This is a genomic window from Rhizobium sp. FKY42, assembly GCF_005222835.1.
Classification (GTDB): Bacteria; Pseudomonadota; Alphaproteobacteria; order Rhizobiales; family Rhizobiaceae; genus Neorhizobium.
Window position 1 is genome coordinate 145,161 of sequence record NZ_STGA01000028.1, and the last position, 16,495, is coordinate 161,655.

Consider the following 16,495-nt stretch of genomic DNA (forward strand, 5'->3'; position numbering starts at 1 on the left):
AAACGCGCTGCGCAGGCGCCAGCCAGACGGGCCAGCGCTAATGGGAGCCTATATCCTTCGCCGCATTCTGCTGATGATTCCGACAATGATCGGCATCATGGGCATCTCATTCCTTGTAGTACAATTTGCTCCGGGCGGTCCGGTAGAACAGGTCATTGCGCAATTGCAGGGCTCCGATAGCGGCGACCGGCTCTCGGGCGGAGGTTCGGAAAGCCTGCAGGCCGGTGGCGGAGACGAAGCGCGTTATCGCGGCGGTCAGGGTCTGGATCCGGAGCTGATTGCCAAGCTCGAGAAGCAGTTCGGCTTTGACAAACCGCCGCTGGAACGCTTTCTGGAAATGATGTGGAACTATATCCGCTTCGATTTCGGCGAAAGCTTTTTCCGCAATTCCTCGGTGCTCGATCTCATTATCGACAAGCTGCCCGTCTCCATGTCACTGGGCGTGTGGATTCTGATCGTGTCCTACATGGTCTCCATTCCGCTCGGCATCCGCAAGGCAGTGAAGGATGGTTCGGCTTTCGATGTATGGACCTCCGGCGTCATCATCATTGGCTATGCTGTGCCGAGCTTCCTGTTCGGCATCCTGCTGATCGTGCTGTTCGCAGGCGGTTCCTTCTTCGACTGGTTCCCCTTGCGCGGCCTCGTGTCCGACAACTGGGCCGAATTGAACTGGTGGCAGAAGATCGTCGATTATTTCTGGCACCTGACGCTGCCGCTGATTGCGCTTTCGCTGTCGGCCTTTGCGACGACGACGCTTCTGACCAAGAATTCCTTCATCGACGAGATCAAGAAACAATATGTGGTGACAGCGCGCGCCAAGGGCCTGCCGGAGCACCGCGTGCTCTACGGCCATGTGTTCCGCAATGCCATGCTGATCGTGATTGCCGGTTTCCCGGCCTCCTTCATCTCGGCCTTCTTCACCGGCTCACTGTTGATCGAGAACATTTTCTCGCTCGATGGTCTGGGCCGTCTCGGCTATCTCGCCATCGTCAACCGCGACTACCCGATTGTCTTCGGCACGCTCTACATCTTCTCGCTGCTTGGCCTTGTCGTCGGGCTGATCTCGGATCTGATCTATACCTGGATCGATCCTCGCATCGATTTTGAAAAGCGGGAGGTCTGACCATGGCCTCCGTTTCAGAGCGTACCGCACCCGTTGCACCGCCCCGGCGCGGGCTTCTTTCGCCGACGAACCTTCGCCGTTGGCAGAATTTCAAGGCGAACCGGCGCGGCTACTGGTCGTTCTGGATCTTCATGGTCCTGTTCGTCCTGTCGCTTTGCGCCGAACTCATCGCCAATGACCGTCCGCTTATGGTGTCCTACAAGGGCGAAGTGCTGTTTCCCGTCGTGGTGAACTACCCGGAAGAGAAATTTGGCGGCTTCCTTGCCACGACGGATTACCGGTCCGATTACATCCAACAGGAGATTCAAGGCAATGGCTGGATGGTCTGGCCGCCGGTCCGCTATTCCTATCAGACGGTCAATTCCGAGATTCCCCATTCTGCGCCCACGCAGCCGTTCTGGCTGTTGGACAAGGCAGAGCGTTGCGCCGCCTACCCGCAAAAGGATGCTGATCCGAACTGTACGCTCGGCAACATGAACTGGCTTGGCACCGATGATCAGGCGCGCGATGTGCTGGCCCGCCTCATCTATGGCTTCCGCATCTCGGTTCTGTTCGGGTTGGCGCTCACCATCCTGTCAGCTCTGATCGGCGTCACCGCTGGGGCCATTCAGGGCTTTTTCGGCGGCTGGACCGATCTTCTGATGCAGCGTTTCATCGAGATCTGGTCGTCCATGCCGGTCCTCTACATTCTGCTCATCATTGCAGCCATTCTGCCACCGGGCTTCTTTGTGCTGCTCGGCATCATGCTGCTGTTCCAATGGGTGGGCTTTGTCGGCGTGGTGCGAGCCGAATTCCTCAGGGCGCGCAATTTTGAATATGTGCGTGCTGCCCGTGCGCTCGGAGTGGGTGACTGGACGATCATGTTCCGCCACCTTTTGCCAAACGCCATGGTGGCCACACTCACCTTCCTGCCATTCATTCTTTCCGGCTCGATTGCAACGCTCACTTCGCTGGATTTCCTCGGTTTCGGAATGCCTCCGGGCTCACCTTCGCTGGGTGAAATGATTGCGCAGGGCAAGAACAACCTGCAGGCTCCGTGGCTTGGGCTCACGGCCTTCTTCTCCATGTCGGTCATGCTGTCGCTGCTCATTTTCATCGGGGAAGCCGTGCGCGACGCCTTCGACCCCCGCAAGACATTCCGGTGAGCGTGATGGGTCGCGTTATTCTTGCAGCAGGTCTATATTGGCAAAGGCGTTACGGATGCCGGAGGTCATTTGGATGAACAAGGTTGTTCTGGAGCACTACCCTATCGCCCAACTGCCGGAAGATATGCGGGCGGGGTTACCCGTCGCGGAATCGGCCCGTGTTACCGTTGAAGTCATCCCGACGGAAGTGAACCCTCTGAAGGCGTTTTTCGGCCTGAGGGATGAGGAGGTTGATGTAAGCGATAACCTCATGAAGCTTCTGCAGCATCGGCAGGATTATCCCGAGCGCTATAATCATGGTACGTCCATGGCTGAAGCGGTGCAGCGCATTCGCGAGCTGCGCGATGAGTGGGATGACGAATGACGTCATCTACCTGCCTATACCTCGACACCAATATCCTCATTCTGCTGAAAGAGGTTCAGGGGCCGGAGCAGGAAGGTCTCGTTGCTTTCCTGACCGCCTGCCGCATGTTCGGAAACATCCCCTTCACAAGCACGCTGACCTACAGCGAACTGCTGGTGAAGCCGCTGGCCAATGGAAATCGCGATCTCATCGAAACCTACGAAAGCTGGATGGGAGGCGGTTACTGGCTGCAGAACGTTCCGCTATCGCCGGAGGTTCTTTTGACAGCCTCGCTCATCAGAGCAGGTTCACGCAAGACAAAGCTTCCCGACGCAATCCACCTCGCAAGTGCCATCTTCGCGGGATGCAGCACCTTCCTCTCAGCCGATACGGGTCTATCCGACATTGACGAACTCATTCACCCGTTGCGCGGCAAACTGCCGATCAAACCCTTGAAGGTTCTGCGTCCCGACGTTGAAACCCTCTCGTCTCTTACAGCAAGCCTTTCATCATGACCGACGCCCTCCTCTCGATCCGAGATCTATCCGTCGCGTTCCATCAGGGTGGCCATGAGTCGCTGGCGGTGGATCGCGTTTCCTTCGATATCCAGCCCGGCGAAGTGGTGGCGCTGGTGGGCGAATCCGGTTCCGGCAAGTCGGTCACCGCCAATTCGGTGCTGAAGCTACTGCCCTATCCCTCGGCCAGCCATCCGTCCGGTTCCATCCTGTTCGAAGGCCGGGACATGTTGACGGCAGACGATGCAGAGCTTCGCCATGTGCGCGGCAACGACATTACCATGATCTTTCAGGAGCCGATGACCTCGCTCAATCCGCTGCACACGATCGAACAGCAGGTGGCAGAAATTCTGGAACTGCATCAGGCCATGACGGGGGATGCGGCGCGTGCCCGTGTCATCGAGCTTCTCAATCAGGTCGGCATTCGCGAACCGGAAAAACGGCTGAAGGCCTATCCGCACGAGCTTTCCGGCGGTCAGCGTCAGCGTGTGATGATTGCCATGGCGCTTGCCAACCGCCCCAAGCTGCTGATCGCCGATGAGCCGACCACAGCACTGGATGTGACCGTTCAGGCGCAGATCCTGGAGCTTCTGAAGAAACTTCAGCACGACTACGGCATGTCCATCCTGTTCATCACCCACGATCTGGGCATCGTCCGGCGCTTTGCCGACCGTGTCTGCGTCATGACCAAGGGCAGGATTGTCGAGCAAGGAGCGGTCGCCGATGTGTTCGAGCGTCCGGCCCATGAATACACCCGCCATCTTCTGGATTCCGAACCGCGCGGTGAGCCGCCCGCCGCCGATCCGTCCCGCGCCGTCGTCATGGAAGGCAAGGAGATCCGCGTCTGGTTCCCCATCAAGGCAGGCTTCCTGCGCCGCGTGGTGGATCATGTAAAGGCGGTGGACGGCATTGATGTAACGCTCCGCGCCGGTGAAACGGTCGGCATCGTCGGCGAATCCGGGTCCGGCAAGACGACGCTCGGCCTGGCGCTGGCGCGGCTCATTTCCAGCCAGGGCCGTATCAGCTTCATCGGCAAGGACATTAACGCCTACACCTTCAAGCAGATGCGCCCCTTGCGCGACCGCTTGCAGGTGGTGTTTCAGGACCCATACGGTTCGCTCAGCCCCCGCATGTCGGTCAGCGATATCATTGCCGAAGGGCTACGGGTGCATCAGCCGCAGCTTTCCTTTGCGGAGCGCGACCGGCAGGTTTCATGGTCGCTGGAGGAAGTGGGGCTTGATCCCGCCACCCGCTGGCGTTTCCCGCATGAGTTTTCAGGCGGCCAGCGCCAGCGTATCGCCATTGCCCGCGCCATGGTGCTGAAGCCGCGCTTCGTCATGCTGGATGAGCCGACCTCGGCGCTGGACATGACGGTTCAGGCGCAGGTGGTGGACCTGCTGCGCGACCTTCAGCAAAAGCATGATCTCGCCTATCTCTTCATCAGCCACGATCTGAAGGTGGTGAAGGCGCTTGCCAACCACGTCATTGTCATGCGCTCCGGCAAGGTCATGGAAGAAGGTCCGTCATCGCAAATCTTCGCCGAGCCGAAGAACGATTATACGAAGGCGCTGATGGCCGCCGCTTTCAATCTCAAAGCCGTGCGGACGCAAGCCGTTTCGCAATAACCATTGTCCGGCGAGTTCTTGTTGCCGGAACCATTTCCGATTTCATGTCGTTCGCTCTCCAGATCGCGCAATCACCGCGCTTTGGAGGAATTCGACATGAACACACGTATCGATGATCGTGGCACGCCAAGCCATTTGCAGGACCCAAATTTTACCCGCAGCACCACACCACCAGTCGAAAAGCCATTGACGCCGACGCAGGCGCGTCAGGGCCGTGAAGGAAAGCCGGTGTTCATGGTGCTGGTGGCCGGGCTTTTGCTGGCGATGATCGCCTGGGGTGCCGCGGAATGGTATGGACAGGCGACCGAGCCTCCGGCAGAGCAGACGGCCACGCCGCCCGCTGGCGACACGGCGCCCGTGAACCCCAACGCGCCGCCGTCATCCAATCCTTGACGGTAACACGTCAGCCGGCAAAACCGCCCGCTTCCAGGAAGGCCCGCTCTTCTGCCGTCGTTTCTCTGAGAAGAATCGCGTTGTGATGGGGAAAGCGGCCAAAGCGGGCCACGATGTCGCGGTGCTCAATAGCGTGATGCAGCGAGTTGCCGCCCAACGGTTCGCATAGTTTGCAGCATAGCTCCTGATCGGCCAGATCCTCAGCATGCATGAAGGGAAGGTAGAAGAAGATTCTGAGCTGCTCTTCCACCTGGGCATCCAAATGAGCTACCAGCGCCCTGCGGGCATAATGCAGCGCCAGGTAATCGGTGGCATACATATGCGCCGTCCCGCGAAAGCAATTTCGGGGAAACTGGTCCAGCAGCAGTAGCAGCGCCAGCGCTTCGTCCGATGTCTTCAACCAGTCATCAAATTCCTGCCGTGCTGCGGTGAAATGCAGTTCGCGGAACTGGTCATGAAACCTCGCGTCGAACTCGGCATTCTTGTCGAACCAGCGCTCCGGGCCAGCTTCGCGCCAGAAATTCAAAACCTTCGCGGCTCCCTCGTGCATCATGGGGTCGCCTCAGTAATGCGGAGGTTTGGTAATCGCAGGCGCTTCGAGAGACGCTTCCTCCAAACTTAGGAATCGCTCGGTCAGGCGGTCAAGCTTGGCCCGCGCCTGCTCCACGACCTTCCACTGCTCGGCAATCTGCTCGGACAGCTCATCAATCGTCTTTGCCTGATAGGCAATGGTTTCTTCCAGAAGCGTTATACGCTCTGCGTCAGTCTTGATCTCGCTCATGAAGCCTTTGTAGCGAAGCTGAAGCCTGCGGGCTACTGCCCTTGCAACTGCTTCTTACGCTTGTAGGGCATCAGCATGACGGCAGACCCCAGCACGGCGCTGGCAAAGGTAAAGGCCAGCGGCACCGAGAGCATGAAGAACACCAGCGCCGGGTTTCTGGCCCGCTCGATGCGTGTTCCCAGATCGCCGATATTCATCCAGACGATCGCCACCGCAATCAGCAGGCCGATCGCAAATCCGAACCCAGCATTGAAGCCCAGAAAGCGCAGCATCTGCCAGTGATCACTGCGGGCCTCCTCCGGTGTCATATCCTCATTGTCCACCATGACCATGCTCCTCCTGCGACAAGATAGCACATCACCAGAGGTTTCATCATCAGAAACTTTGTCGCTCCGGTAGTCGCGGGCGCTTTTTTCGCCTGGACTTGACCGTAGTCAATCCACACGGGTGTGGAACCGCTACAAGCGGATGGAATAGGGATTATCTCCATGACGCTTGTTGAATTCACCTTCGCGATTTTGCTTCTGCTCTGCACACCCGGACCCACCAACACGCTGATGGCGCTTGGCGGTTACGAGCGCGGCGTGGTCAAGGCCATGCCACTGATCGGGGCAGAGCTTGCGGGCTATCTCACCGTCATCCTGCCGGTTGCCACACTTGCCGCGCCTGTTTTCGATGAATGGCCAATGCTGTCGCTCTGGATGAAGCTGGTGGCGGGCCTCTGGGTCTTCGTCATGGCCATCCGCCTGTGGTCTATCCCTGCGCCTACGCGAGGTCATCCACGCGTGACCGGGCGTAGCGTCTATCTCACCACCTGCCTCAATCCAAAGGCGCTCATCATCGGCCTCGTCATCATGCCGCACGGTTCTCTTCTGGCGCTCATGCCCCGCACAGCCCTCTTTGCCGTGCTGATCTTGATGGCAGCATCTGGCTGGATAGTAATCGGTGCAACCTTGAAGAAAAAGGGCGCACGGCTCTTCAGTCCGGCATTCATCAGCAGGGCGGCCTCCATCGGCATGTTCACCTTTGCCCTTCTTCTGACCGGCACCAGCCTGGGTGCTCTCATCTGAAAGACCACGACCCGCTTGCCTTCGCCACCCTCTGGCGATAGCAGAGCGGAATGGCGCAGAAGACCTATCTCACCCGGCTGAAACTGACGGATTTCCGCAATTACGCGGCAGCAGCCCTTTCGCTGGATGAGCGTCACGTAGTGCTGACGGGCGATAACGGCTCAGGCAAGACCAATCTGCTCGAAGCGGTCTCCTTTCTCTCCCCCGGTCGCGGTTTGAGACGCGCCGTTTTGTCCGATGTCACGCGGGTCGGCGCTTCAGGCGGCTTTTCGGTGTTTGCCGATGTGGAAGGCCGCGAAGGCGAAGTGGCCATCGGCACCGGCATCGAGACCGGTGAAGAAAGCACAAGCCGCAAGCTGCGATTGAACGGCACGCCTGCCAAATCGGTGGAAGAACTGACCGACCACCTGAATGTCCTGTGGCTGACGCCCGCCATGGACGGCTTGTTCACCGGGGGCTCTTCCGATCGCCGCCGCTTTCTCGACCGCCTCGTGCTATCGCTCGATCCCGCCCATGGGCGTCGTGCCGCCGATTATGAACGCGCCATGCGAAGCCGTAACCGGTTGCTGTCGGAAGGCCGGTTCGATCCGGCATGGCTCGGCGGTATCGAGGTGCAGATGGCCGAGCTTGGCATTGCCATGGCGGCTGCACGGCAGGAAATGCTGACCCTGCTGGCGGCGCTGATCGCGCGGACAGGCGAAACGCCCTTCCCCTCCCCCTCATTGAGCCTTGTTGGCTTTCTCGATGAGGCAGAAAACCGCCCCTATGCGGAACTGGAGGAGGAGTATGTGGCAAGCCTGCGTGAAGGCCGCCATCGCGATGCCGCTGCGGGCCGCACGCTGACCGGTCCTCATCGCGCCGATCTTCTGGTGCGCCACCGGGAAAAGGATATGGATGCCGAACGGTGTTCGACGGGCGAACAGAAAGCGCTTCTGGTCGGCCTGATCCTTGCTCATGCGCGGTTGACGGGCGATATGACCGGCTGCGCGCCCGTGCTATTGCTGGATGAAATTGCCGCCCATCTGGATGAGGGTCGCCGCGCCGCGCTGTTCGATCTCGTGCATGATCTGGGCGGCCAGGCTTTCATGACCGGCACGGATCGTGCCATGTTCTCCGCGCTCGCCGACCGGGCACAGTTTTTCACCGTCAACCAAGGAACTGTCCTTGGCTGACCCATCCCTCCAGAATGCCAGAATTCTCATGACAGACGCATTGAGCCAGGACGAAATCGAGCGTTACAAGCGGCATATTCTGCTGCCGGAAGTGGGCGGCGAAGGCCAGCAACGACTGAAACAGGCCCGCGTTCTGGTGATTGGCGCAGGTGGCCTCGGCGCTCCCGTGCTGCAATATCTGGCGGCGGCCGGGGTTGGCACGCTTGGTATCGTGGATGATGACCATGTCTCGCTGTCCAATCTCCAGCGTCAGGTCATTCACGATAGCGGCACGCTGAACGAGTTGAAAACGGCGAGCGCCCAGCAGGCCATTGCTCGCCTGAACCCCCATGTGCGCGTCACCAGTTTCGAAGAGCGTTTTGACGCCGCCTTTGCCGCAAACCATCTCAAGCGTTTCGATCTTCTGGTGGATGGTTCCGACAATTTCGATACGCGCTACGCAGCAGCCGATGCGGCGGAAGCGGCGGAAATTCCGCTGGTGACCGGAGCGGTCGGGCGTTTTGATGGCACCGTCACGGTGCTTGCCCCCTATGAGACGAATGAAGAAGGCCAGCAGAACCCGACCTATCGCGATCTTTTCCCGATCAAACCACCGCAGGGGCTTCTGCCCAATTGCGCAGAAACCGGGGTCATCGGCGCCTTGACCGGCGTCATCGGCACGCTGATGGCGATGGAAGTCATCAAGATCGTCACCGGCATTGGCGTACCTCTCGTCGGTCGTCTGCTCAGCTATGACAGTCTGGGTGCGAACTTCAACACCATCCGCTACCGGCGGCGTTCCAAGGGTTGATCCATGGTGGAAGTTACGCGTTTACCGAATGATTTCACGCAGTGGTCAGAGCTGCTGGCCCTGATCCTGTCCGCTTTCGCCTATATGGATGCGCGAATCGACCCGCCTTCGTCGGCCCATAAGCTTACAGTTGAGTCGCTCAGGCAGAAGGGGCAGGATGAGCTCTGCTATATTGCCAAGCACAATGGTGTCCTCGTCGGCTGCATCTTCTGTCGACCGGAGCTGCCCAATTGCCTTTACATCGGCAAGCTTGCAATTTCAAAGACACGGCAGGGGCAAGGTCTGGGGCGGCAACTTCTGGCCCAGGCAGAGCAGGAAGCGATCGAGCGCGGGCTTGCCAAACTTCGGCTGGAAACCCGTATTGAGCTTGTCGAAAATCATGCAACTTTCCGGCGCTGGGGCTTTGAGAAAAGCGCCGATCGCTCGCATCCCGGCTATGACCGCATCACCTTCATCGAGATGATCAAGGCGGTTGAACTCGTCACCGCCTGAAAACAACCTTGGTCTTGGCCACAGGCAGCAGATACTTCGTCACCCATGCCGTGTTGACCAGTGTTCCGTCCGACTTCAGTTCCATCGTGTCGTAGAAATGTACCTTGTTCGGCTTTGCTGCGGTGCCGAGATTGACGAGGTAATCGAACTTGGCCACCTTACCATCGATGGTTACCACGGTTTCGCCGATCACGTCCTCGCGGGTGCCAGTGTACTTTCCAGGACCGATTTTGGTAAAGCGCCAGGTTTTCGTGTCGCGCTCGCCATCGGAATATTTGAAATCCTCGCGCAGCGTTAGTGTCTTGCCGTTCCATGTGCCGGTCAAATCGACATCAAACTGCCTCTTCACGCCATTGATGGCGCTGAAGGAACCCGTCGCCTTCGTCTTGCCGGTGAAATAGGATTCCAGAGTAAATTCCGCTGAATACGCTTCTTGCGTCACAGTCAGCATCGCAAGCCCCATCGCCATAGAGAGCACGGCCCTGTTCATAGGCTGTCTCCTTTCCTGTTTGCGATGTGATACGCGCCCGCTGTTCAACTGGATTGCAGATCACGAAATGTCGATTGCAAAATGTCGAGGAGGCGATACGGGATATTCGAAGATCGGAGACAACCCCGTTATAGCCGGCTGGGCAGCACCCTGTTTGGCGGGCGATGACCGTCAAAATAAGTCCGGATGTTGATGATGACCTTGTCGCCCATGTCGATCCGGCCTTCCATGGTGGCAGATCCCATATGAGGCAGCAGCACGGCCTTGCCCTCATGCGCGAGCTTCAGGAGCTTCGGATTGACCAGCGGCTCATTGGTGAACACGTCGAGCCCGGCACCGGCAATCTTGCCATCCTTCAAAAGCTGGATGAGTGCATCCTCATCAATGATGTCGCCTCTGGCGGTGTTCACGATGATGCTCGACGGCTGCATAAGCGCCAGACGGCGAGCAGACAGAAGATGAAAAGTCGCTGGCGTCGACGGACAGTTGACGGAGACGATATCCACGCGCGCCAGCATCTGGTCGAGGCTGTCCCAATAGGTCGCCTCCAGCTCTTCTTCCGTCGCCGGGTTCACGCGCTTGCGGTTGTGGTAGTGAATGGAAAGGCCGAATGCCTTGGCGCGGCGGGCAACGGCAGTACCGATTCGCCCCATACCGACGATACCAATGCGCTTGCCTCCAATGCGACGCCCCAGCATCCAGGTCGGCGACCACCCAGCCCAGCTCGATGGATCATCGGTCAGCACTTTCGAACCTTCGATCAGGCGTCGCAGTACGGCGAAGATCAGCACCATCGTCATGTCGGCGGTGTCTTCCGTCAGGACGTTGGGCGTATTGGTGACGGTAATTCCGCGCTTTGCAGCGGCATCCACGTCAATGTGATCGACACCGTTGGAAAAACTGGCAATCAGTTTCAGTTGCGGTCCGGCGGCCTCGATCAGGCCCGCATCGATCCGATCGGTCACCGTGGGAACCAGCACTTCCGCGGTTCTCAGGGCCTCTGCCAACTGCTCACGCGTGCGGGGCGAATCATCGATGTTCAATTCGGCATCGAACAATTCGCGCATGCGCGTTTCCACCGCATCCGGCAGTTTGCGGGTCAGATAGACCCTCGGCTTCTTCCTGGCAGTCATGAGTATCCTTCAGAAACGCGTTCAGAGGTCGTTAACCAAGATCGGCGACATTCGGCGGATCAGCCGTTTTCTACCAGACCCGACGGGGAAGACAAATAAAACCTCGCAGACTTGCACAACGACAGGTCCGGCCAAGGTTTTTCGGTTTGACTGAACCTCATGGGCCAGAGAGAAGTTTACATGCGTCGTTTCATACGAACCATATGCCTTACCAGCGTTCTTGCAATCATGGCCGCCACGCTTGGAACTGTGATGGAAGACAGCACTGCCTATGCGCAAGGCACAACCAAGGGTGCCAGTGGCCTTCCCCTTCCGCGTTTTGTCAGCCTGAAGTCGAGACGCGTCAATATCCGCATCGGGCCGAGCGTCGATTATGCGGTATCCTGGATGTACACCAAGGAAGGGCTTCCGATGGAGATCATCCAGGAATACGAGAACTGGCGGCGCGTGCGTGATGCCGATGGCACGGAAGGCTGGGTCAACCAGGCTCTGCTTTCGGGTGATCGAACTGCCATTGCCGCCCCCTGGATGCGTGGAAAAGGCAAGGATGTCTTCGTCAATATGCGTCGGGATCCGCAAAATTCGGGGCAGATTGTCGCCAAACTTGAGCCAGGCGTCATCATCCACATCAAGGAATGCACAGGCGATTGGTGCCGCGCCCAGGCCGGTAGCGCCGAGGGCTGGGTTTCGCAAGCAGAGATCTGGGGCGCCTATCCCGGCGAAGCCTTCAAGTAAGCCGGGCCGTCAGAGCAGGCCCGCCCCTTGCGCTTCTTCCTTCAGTGAGACCATGGGGCGTGGTCCAAAATGCTGGATCACGATGCCTGCAGCAAGGCACCCAAGCCTTGCGCAATCTTCCAGAGTGCGGCCCTGTGTGTAACCGGTGAGGAAGCCCGCCGCGAAGAGATCACCGGCCCCCGTGGTATCCAGCAGACGCTCGATCCTGATGGCATCAACCTTTACCCGCTCAGTGCCACGCACAATAACGGCGCCATTTTCGCCCAGCGTCACGGCCGCCAGCTTGCAGTCCTTCGCTATACTGGACAGAGCCAGTTCGAAATCGTCGGTTTCGTAAAGCGAGAGGGCTTCTTCATAGTTTGCGAAGACGATATCGACCGTGCCAGAGCGCATCAGATCGAGAAACTCCGTCCGGTAGCGGCCCACGCAGAAGCTGTCGGACAGCGTCATGGACACTTCCCGGCCGTGCTCATGGGCAATGCGCGCGCAATCGCGGATCGCATCCTTGGCGCGCGGAGGGTCCCACAGATAGCCTTCAAAATAGGTCACCTTGGATTCGGCCACCACGTTCGGCTCCACATCCTCCGGGCCAAGCTCGACGCAGGCGCCAAGATAGGTGTTCATCGAACGCTCGCCATCAGGGGTCACGAAGATCATGCTGCGGGCGGTTGGCGGAAACTTGCCTTCCGGCTTCGTTTCGAAGTGAACACCCTGCGCCCGAATATCGTGCTGGAAAATCTTGCCGAGTTCATCTTCGGCCACCTTGCCGAAATAGGCTGCCCGCCCACCAAAGCTCGCAACGCCCGCCGCCGTGTTGCCAGCGCTTCCGCCGGACGCTTCGTGGGCTGGCCCCATCAGGCTGTAGAGCCGCTCGGCACGCTCTGCGTCGATCAGGTTCATCGCACCCTTGATGATGCCGTTCTCGTCCAGAAACGCGTCCTCGCAGCGGGACAGGATGTCGACAATGGCATTGCCGATGGTGAGAACGTCGAACTTGCTCATGAAGGAATACATCTCCGAAGAATTTTCGCGCTCTGTATGAAGAATTTCGCGTCCGAAGAAAAGCAAAAACCCGTCACAGAGCGATGTTCCCGCTGTCATATCACCGTCACTCTTATCGTTTAGTGACTAGCGCATCGGATCGCCTCGCAGTCCACGGATGAACTGGTGTGAGGCGGTTCCGGTACCCCGCTTTGGGCAACTGGGTACGATGAGGCCGCGGTTTCCGCTTTCCTCTGCTGTGGCGGCGCAAGCTTCATTTGTCTCTTATATGCGAATGAGATAGACCGGGACTTCCTGATCCGGAAAGTGCCCGCCTTGTCTGCCGTATTCACCAATGTCGCTCCCGTCTTCATCCTGATCCTGATCGGCTGGCTTGTCGCCCGTACCGGTCTCATGCGCTCTGAAGCGGGCGACGCAATCGCCGAATTCGTCTTCAAGTTCGCTTTGCCGACGCTCATTTTCAGAACGTTGGCGGAAGCGCATTTCGGCGGCGCCTCGCCGTTCCGACTGTGGATTGCCTATTTCGGCGGGGTTGCGGTGACGTGGACCGCGGGCCACCTGATCGCCAAGCATCTTTTCCAGCGGGATGAAAAAGTGGCCGTCATCGCCGGTATGTCGGCTGCCTTCGCCAACAATGTGTTCATCGGTTTGCCGCTTGTCGGACGGTCGGTCGGCAATGACGGCATTCTTGCCATCTCGATCCTTTTGGCGATCCATTTGCCGCTGATGATGATCATCGGCACGGTTCTGATGGAGCATGCCAGCACCAAGGTGGATGGCGGTGGACGACGCAGCATCGGCGCTGTTCTGAAACAGGTCGGCAGCAATCTCAGCCGCAATCCGCTGGTGATCGCACTCACACTGGGGCTTGCGTTCAACCTTTCCGGCTTCGGCGCATTGCCTGTCGTCCTGAAAAGCGTTGTCGATCAGATTGCCAGCATTACAGCGGGTGCGGCCTTGATTTCGCTCGGCATGACACTAACGAAATATCCGGTACGCGGGCAGCTTGGGCTTGCATCGGTCATGTCAGTACTGAAGTTGATCCTCTTTCCGGCAGCAGTCTATGCCGTTGCCCTGCTTGTCGACCTGCCAAAGACCTGGACGGCTGCAATGGTCTTGACCGCCTCTGTTCCCACCGGCATCAACGCCTGGATAATCGCGACACGCTTTCGCTCGGGCAGCGGATTGGCCGCTTCAGTCATCAGCATCACCACACTCTTCGGCGTACTGTCCGTCAGCTTCTGGGCCTGGCTTCTCAGTTGAATCATTCTCGACAGGCGACAACGCAAAAAAGGCCCGCCATGGCGAGCCTTTTCGTTTATCTTCTGAACCAACGCGTGATCAGGGCGTCGGCAATGGTGCCGGGCTATCTGCCAGCGAACGGAGATAGGCGATCAGATTTGCGCGCTCATCATCCTTCTTCACACCGGCAAAGCCCATGGCCGTTCCGGCGACATAAGCTTTTGGTGCAGCGAGGAAGTGATTTAGGTGCTCAAAGTCCCAGACCACGGATCCGCCCTTGGAGAAGTCCTTCAGAGCTGCCGAATAGCTGAAGCCTGCGTGTCCGGCAATCGGCCGATTGACGATGTCCCAGAGATCGGGGCCGACCTTATTCGGTCCGCCCTTCTCTCCGCTATGACAGGCCTGACACTTCTTGAAGACGGCGGCACCCGCCGTTGCATCGGCCTTGGCCAGAAGCTGTGCGATCGGAACAGCAGCCGGAGCGGCGGCTTCACCACCTGCGCTCGGCGCTTCTTCCGCTACAATCGCAAAGCCAGGCTTTTCAGGCGCTTTCGAATGAAAAAGCCCTTCAGAGGCGATCGACACAGACATCAAGACAAATACAGTGCTGAGCAAGGCCCCCATAGCCATGTTCGAATAGGCATTCATCCGCGAAAAGCTCCTTCCCACCCGTCGGAATCACAGGCGTCCCACCTTGAATTCCACCGAAAGCTATGTCTTTTGCGGGACTGGCGCAACCTGAATCACGAACCCGCCCCTGAGACCTTTTGCCTCCATCAGCGCGGCATATACGAAGAGAAAACCATGCGCAATCCGCGATTCGACAAGACACTCGTTCTCATTCCGGCACGGATGGCGTCGATGCGGCTTCCCGGCAAGCCGCTGGCGGACATCAACGGGCTACCGATGATCGTGCAGGTGGCGCATCGGGCACGCGAAGCCGATGTGGGTCGCGTCATGGTTGCCGTGGACGATACGCGCGTTTTCGAGGCTGTTCGGGCCGCCGGGTTCGACGTGGTGATGACACGCGACGACCATCAATCCGGCTCCGATCGCATCTATGAGGCACTTCTTGCGGCGGATCCCGAAGGCAAGGTGGAGTTCGTCGTCAATGTGCAGGGCGATCTGCCGACAATCGAGGCGGATGCGGTCCATGCGTCGCTTCGTCCGATGGAAGACAACAGCGTCGACATTGCGACGCTGACGGTCGAGATCCTCGACGAAGAAGACAAGCTCAACCCGAACATCGTGAAGGTCATCGGTTCGCCAATTGCCGACAACCGCCTTCGGGCGCTTTATTTTACGCGGGCAACCGCACCGACTGGCCCTGGCCCGCTTTATCACCACATCGGTCTCTACACCTATCGCCGCTCGGCTCTCGAACGATTCGTAAAGCTACGCCCTTCGACGCTGGAACTTCGCGAGCGCCTCGAACAATTGCGCGCACTGGAGGCAGGCATGCGCATCGATGTCGAGATCGTTGACTCGGTTCCTCTCGGCGTCGATACTCCCGCCGACCTCGAAAAGGCCCGTGCAATCCTCGCTGGCCGCAAGTAATAATCGGAAAAGCAGATGGTTCAGACCACCAATCGCATCGCCTTCCAGGGCGATTTCGGCGCCAACTCGGACATGGCCTGCCGGGACATGTTTCCTACCATGGAGCCCTTGCCGTGCCCAACCTTCGAAGATGCCTTCGTGGCTCTGGAAAGCGGCGATGCGGATCTCGCCATGATCCCGATCGAGAACACACTGGCAGGCCGCGTTGCCGATATCCATCATCTTTTGCCGGAATCGCGTCTGCATATCGTCGGCGAATACTTCATGCCGATCCGCTTCCAGCTGATGGTTCTGCCCGGCGTGAAGCATGACGATATTCGCACCGTTCACAGCCATATCCACGCACTCGGTCAGTGCCGCAAGATCATTCGCTCGAATGGCTGGAAGGCCGTTGTGGCAGGCGACACGGCGGGTGCTGCCAAACTGGTTTCCGAACGGGGGGACCGGAGCATGGCGGCGCTTGCGCCACGGCTTGCAGCAAGCCTCTACGGACTGGATATTCTTCAGGAGAACGTCGAGGATTCCGAGCACAATGTCACGCGTTTCGTCGTCCTGTCCCGCGACGAAAACTGGACGACACGCCGCGACGAGAAAGACGTTCTTGTCACAACCTTCGTGTTCAATGTCCGCAATATTCCGGCCGCACTCTATAAAGCGCTGGGTGGCTTTGCCACCAACGGCATCAACATGACCAAGCTGGAAAGCTACCAGATTGGCGGCAAGTTCATCGCGACCCAGTTCTATGCGGATATCCAGGGGCATCCGGATGATGCACCAGTGCGCCGCGCGCTGGAGGAACTCCGGTTCTTTTCCGAGAAGGTTCGCATTCTCGGCGTCTATCGCGGGCATCCCATGCGCGGCACCCTGAACGCAGCGTGACGGTCGCG

Annotated in this window: 21 protein-coding genes; 14 read left to right on the top strand and 7 right to left on the bottom strand. The window is 58.7% G+C overall.

Translation table 11 applies throughout. The features are described from left to right. Positions 1-40 precede the first annotated feature (40 nt). The 6 genes from E8M78_RS10175 (at position 41) to E8M78_RS10200 (ending at position 5,144) form a co-directional block, all read left to right on the top strand. Positions 41-1,123: a microcin C ABC transporter permease YejB gene (locus tag E8M78_RS10175; protein WP_137134953.1), complete on the top strand. Its 1,083-nt coding sequence runs from the start codon at positions 41-43 to the stop codon at positions 1,121-1,123. A gap of 2 nt (positions 1,124-1,125) precedes the next feature. Further along, positions 1,126-2,268: an ABC transporter permease gene (locus tag E8M78_RS10180; protein WP_137134954.1), complete on the top strand. Its 1,143-nt coding sequence runs from the start codon at positions 1,126-1,128 to the stop codon at positions 2,266-2,268. A gap of 73 nt (positions 2,269-2,341) precedes the next feature. Continuing rightward, complete coding sequence (locus E8M78_RS10185) at positions 2,342-2,632, top strand: hypothetical protein (RefSeq protein WP_137134955.1); 291 nt, start codon at positions 2,342-2,344, stop codon at positions 2,630-2,632. Further along, a complete protein-coding gene (locus tag E8M78_RS10190) occupies positions 2,629-3,126 on the top strand; it encodes a PIN domain-containing protein (protein WP_137134956.1) in 498 nt (165 codons plus the stop codon). The genes E8M78_RS10185 and E8M78_RS10190 overlap by 4 nt, the downstream gene beginning before the upstream one ends. Beyond that, entirely contained in the window at positions 3,123-4,751 is a 1,629-nt protein-coding gene (locus E8M78_RS10195; protein WP_137134957.1) for an ABC transporter ATP-binding protein, read from the top strand. Before E8M78_RS10190 ends, E8M78_RS10195 begins: the two co-directional genes overlap by 4 nt. Positions 4,752-4,847: 96 nt before the next feature. After that, positions 4,848-5,144 (top strand): hypothetical protein, encoded by a 297-nt coding sequence (locus tag E8M78_RS10200; RefSeq protein WP_246658288.1) that lies wholly within the window; start codon positions 4,848-4,850, stop codon positions 5,142-5,144. Between the two features lie 10 nt (positions 5,145-5,154). Here E8M78_RS10200 and E8M78_RS10205 read toward each other — a convergent pair whose 3' ends face one another. From E8M78_RS10205 to E8M78_RS10215, 3 genes are read right to left on the bottom strand one after another with little or no spacing between them, the layout of a single operon-like run. Then, a complete protein-coding gene (locus E8M78_RS10205) occupies positions 5,155-5,697 on the bottom strand; it encodes a DUF924 family protein (RefSeq protein ID WP_137134958.1) in 543 nt (180 codons plus the stop codon). A 9-nt stretch (positions 5,698-5,706) separates the two neighbouring features. Beyond that, positions 5,707-5,916, bottom strand: coding sequence for a SlyX family protein (locus E8M78_RS10210; protein WP_170973392.1), 210 nt, complete (start codon positions 5,914-5,916; stop codon positions 5,707-5,709). A 41-nt stretch (positions 5,917-5,957) separates the two neighbouring features. Continuing rightward, the gene (locus E8M78_RS10215; RefSeq protein WP_246658289.1) at positions 5,958-6,251 is read right to left on the bottom strand and encodes a hypothetical protein; all 294 of its coding nucleotides are present in this window, start codon (positions 6,249-6,251) and stop codon (positions 5,958-5,960) included. A gap of 162 nt (positions 6,252-6,413) precedes the next feature. Here E8M78_RS10215 and E8M78_RS10220 point away from each other — a divergent pair, with 162 nt between their 5' ends. The 4 genes from E8M78_RS10220 to E8M78_RS10235 are packed head-to-tail and all read left to right on the top strand — an operon-like array spanning position 6,414 to position 9,449. Next, entirely contained in the window at positions 6,414-6,995 is a 582-nt protein-coding gene (locus E8M78_RS10220; protein WP_137134961.1) for a threonine transporter RhtB, read from the top strand. 50 nt (positions 6,996-7,045) lie between these two features. Beyond that, positions 7,046-8,167 carry a DNA replication/repair protein RecF gene (gene recF, locus E8M78_RS10225; protein ID WP_137134962.1) on the top strand — a complete coding sequence of 374 codons (1,122 nt, stop codon included), beginning with the start codon at positions 7,046-7,048 and terminating at the stop codon, positions 8,165-8,167. A gap of 28 nt (positions 8,168-8,195) precedes the next feature. Next, on the top strand, positions 8,196-8,957 hold the full coding sequence (locus tag E8M78_RS10230) for a molybdopterin-synthase adenylyltransferase MoeB (RefSeq protein ID WP_137135064.1): 762 nt from the start codon (positions 8,196-8,198) through the stop codon (positions 8,955-8,957). Between the two features lie 3 nt (positions 8,958-8,960). Continuing rightward, positions 8,961-9,449, top strand: a complete 489-nt coding sequence (locus tag E8M78_RS10235) for a GNAT family N-acetyltransferase (RefSeq protein ID WP_137134963.1) — start codon at positions 8,961-8,963, stop codon at positions 9,447-9,449. Here the strand turns inward: E8M78_RS10235 and E8M78_RS10240 are convergent. After that, the gene (locus tag E8M78_RS10240; protein ID WP_137134964.1) at positions 9,439-9,939 is read right to left on the bottom strand and encodes a DUF3833 family protein; all 501 of its coding nucleotides are present in this window, start codon (positions 9,937-9,939) and stop codon (positions 9,439-9,441) included. The two genes, E8M78_RS10235 and E8M78_RS10240, sit on opposite strands and share 11 nt — an antisense overlap. A 128-nt stretch (positions 9,940-10,067) precedes the next feature. Beyond that, positions 10,068-11,072: a D-glycerate dehydrogenase gene (locus E8M78_RS10245; RefSeq protein WP_137134965.1), complete on the bottom strand. Its 1,005-nt coding sequence runs from the start codon at positions 11,070-11,072 to the stop codon at positions 10,068-10,070. Between the two features lie 180 nt (positions 11,073-11,252). Here E8M78_RS10245 and E8M78_RS10250 point away from each other — a divergent pair, with 180 nt between their 5' ends. After that, positions 11,253-11,807, top strand: a complete 555-nt coding sequence (locus E8M78_RS10250) for an SH3 domain-containing protein (RefSeq protein ID WP_170973387.1) — start codon at positions 11,253-11,255, stop codon at positions 11,805-11,807. A gap of 9 nt (positions 11,808-11,816) precedes the next feature. Here E8M78_RS10250 and E8M78_RS10255 read toward each other — a convergent pair whose 3' ends face one another. Continuing rightward, positions 11,817-12,809 carry an adenosine kinase gene (locus E8M78_RS10255; protein ID WP_137134966.1) on the bottom strand — a complete coding sequence of 331 codons (993 nt, stop codon included), beginning with the start codon at positions 12,807-12,809 and terminating at the stop codon, positions 11,817-11,819. Positions 12,810-13,124: 315 nt separating this feature from the next. Here E8M78_RS10255 and E8M78_RS10260 point away from each other — a divergent pair, with 315 nt between their 5' ends. Beyond that, the gene (locus tag E8M78_RS10260; protein ID WP_137134967.1) at positions 13,125-14,072 is read left to right on the top strand and encodes an AEC family transporter; all 948 of its coding nucleotides are present in this window, start codon (positions 13,125-13,127) and stop codon (positions 14,070-14,072) included. A 78-nt stretch (positions 14,073-14,150) separates the two neighbouring features. On the opposite strand, the gene E8M78_RS10265 is transcribed toward E8M78_RS10260, so the two are convergent. Continuing rightward, on the bottom strand, positions 14,151-14,699 hold the full coding sequence (locus tag E8M78_RS10265; protein ID WP_137134968.1) for a cytochrome c family protein: 549 nt from the start codon (positions 14,697-14,699) through the stop codon (positions 14,151-14,153). A 156-nt stretch (positions 14,700-14,855) separates the two neighbouring features. Here E8M78_RS10265 and E8M78_RS10270 point away from each other — a divergent pair, with 156 nt between their 5' ends. Together E8M78_RS10270 and E8M78_RS10275 are read left to right on the top strand one after the other, a co-directional pair. Next, entirely contained in the window at positions 14,856-15,608 is a 753-nt protein-coding gene (locus tag E8M78_RS10270; RefSeq protein ID WP_137134969.1) for a 3-deoxy-manno-octulosonate cytidylyltransferase, read from the top strand. A gap of 15 nt (positions 15,609-15,623) precedes the next feature. Beyond that, positions 15,624-16,487 (top strand): prephenate dehydratase, encoded by an 864-nt coding sequence (locus E8M78_RS10275; protein WP_137134970.1) that lies wholly within the window; start codon positions 15,624-15,626, stop codon positions 16,485-16,487. Positions 16,488-16,495 lie beyond the last annotated feature (8 nt).

Bases quoted from the DNA above. Each gene is read 5' to 3' on its own strand.
- recF (WP_137134962.1), top strand. From the start codon at position 7,046: ATGGCGCAGAAGACCTATCTCACCCGGCTGAAACTGACGGATTTCCGC.
- E8M78_RS10220 (WP_137134961.1), top strand. From the start codon at position 6,414: ATGACGCTTGTTGAATTCACCTTCGCGATTTTGCTTCTGCTCTGCACA.
- E8M78_RS10200 (WP_246658288.1), top strand. From the start codon at position 4,848: ATGAACACACGTATCGATGATCGTGGCACGCCAAGCCATTTGCAGGAC.
- E8M78_RS10230 (WP_137135064.1), top strand. From the start codon at position 8,196: ATGACAGACGCATTGAGCCAGGACGAAATCGAGCGTTACAAGCGGCAT.
- E8M78_RS10265 (WP_137134968.1), bottom strand. From the start codon at position 14,699: ATGAATGCCTATTCGAACATGGCTATGGGGGCCTTGCTCAGCACTGTA.
- E8M78_RS10175 (WP_137134953.1), top strand. From the start codon at position 41: ATGGGAGCCTATATCCTTCGCCGCATTCTGCTGATGATTCCGACAATG.
- E8M78_RS10240 (WP_137134964.1), bottom strand. From the start codon at position 9,939: ATGAACAGGGCCGTGCTCTCTATGGCGATGGGGCTTGCGATGCTGACT.
- E8M78_RS10255 (WP_137134966.1), bottom strand. From the start codon at position 12,809: ATGAGCAAGTTCGACGTTCTCACCATCGGCAATGCCATTGTCGACATC.
- E8M78_RS10250 (WP_170973387.1), top strand. From the start codon at position 11,253: ATGCGTCGTTTCATACGAACCATATGCCTTACCAGCGTTCTTGCAATC.
- E8M78_RS10215 (WP_246658289.1), bottom strand. From the start codon at position 6,251: ATGGTGGACAATGAGGATATGACACCGGAGGAGGCCCGCAGTGATCAC.
- E8M78_RS10185 (WP_137134955.1), top strand. From the start codon at position 2,342: ATGAACAAGGTTGTTCTGGAGCACTACCCTATCGCCCAACTGCCGGAA.
- E8M78_RS10180 (WP_137134954.1), top strand. From the start codon at position 1,126: ATGGCCTCCGTTTCAGAGCGTACCGCACCCGTTGCACCGCCCCGGCGC.
- E8M78_RS10190 (WP_137134956.1), top strand. From the start codon at position 2,629: ATGACGTCATCTACCTGCCTATACCTCGACACCAATATCCTCATTCTG.
- E8M78_RS10270 (WP_137134969.1), top strand. From the start codon at position 14,856: ATGCGCAATCCGCGATTCGACAAGACACTCGTTCTCATTCCGGCACGG.
- E8M78_RS10195 (WP_137134957.1), top strand. From the start codon at position 3,123: ATGACCGACGCCCTCCTCTCGATCCGAGATCTATCCGTCGCGTTCCAT.
- E8M78_RS10235 (WP_137134963.1), top strand. From the start codon at position 8,961: ATGGTGGAAGTTACGCGTTTACCGAATGATTTCACGCAGTGGTCAGAG.
- E8M78_RS10245 (WP_137134965.1), bottom strand. From the start codon at position 11,072: ATGACTGCCAGGAAGAAGCCGAGGGTCTATCTGACCCGCAAACTGCCG.
- E8M78_RS10205 (WP_137134958.1), bottom strand. From the start codon at position 5,697: ATGATGCACGAGGGAGCCGCGAAGGTTTTGAATTTCTGGCGCGAAGCT.
- E8M78_RS10275 (WP_137134970.1), top strand. From the start codon at position 15,624: ATGGTTCAGACCACCAATCGCATCGCCTTCCAGGGCGATTTCGGCGCC.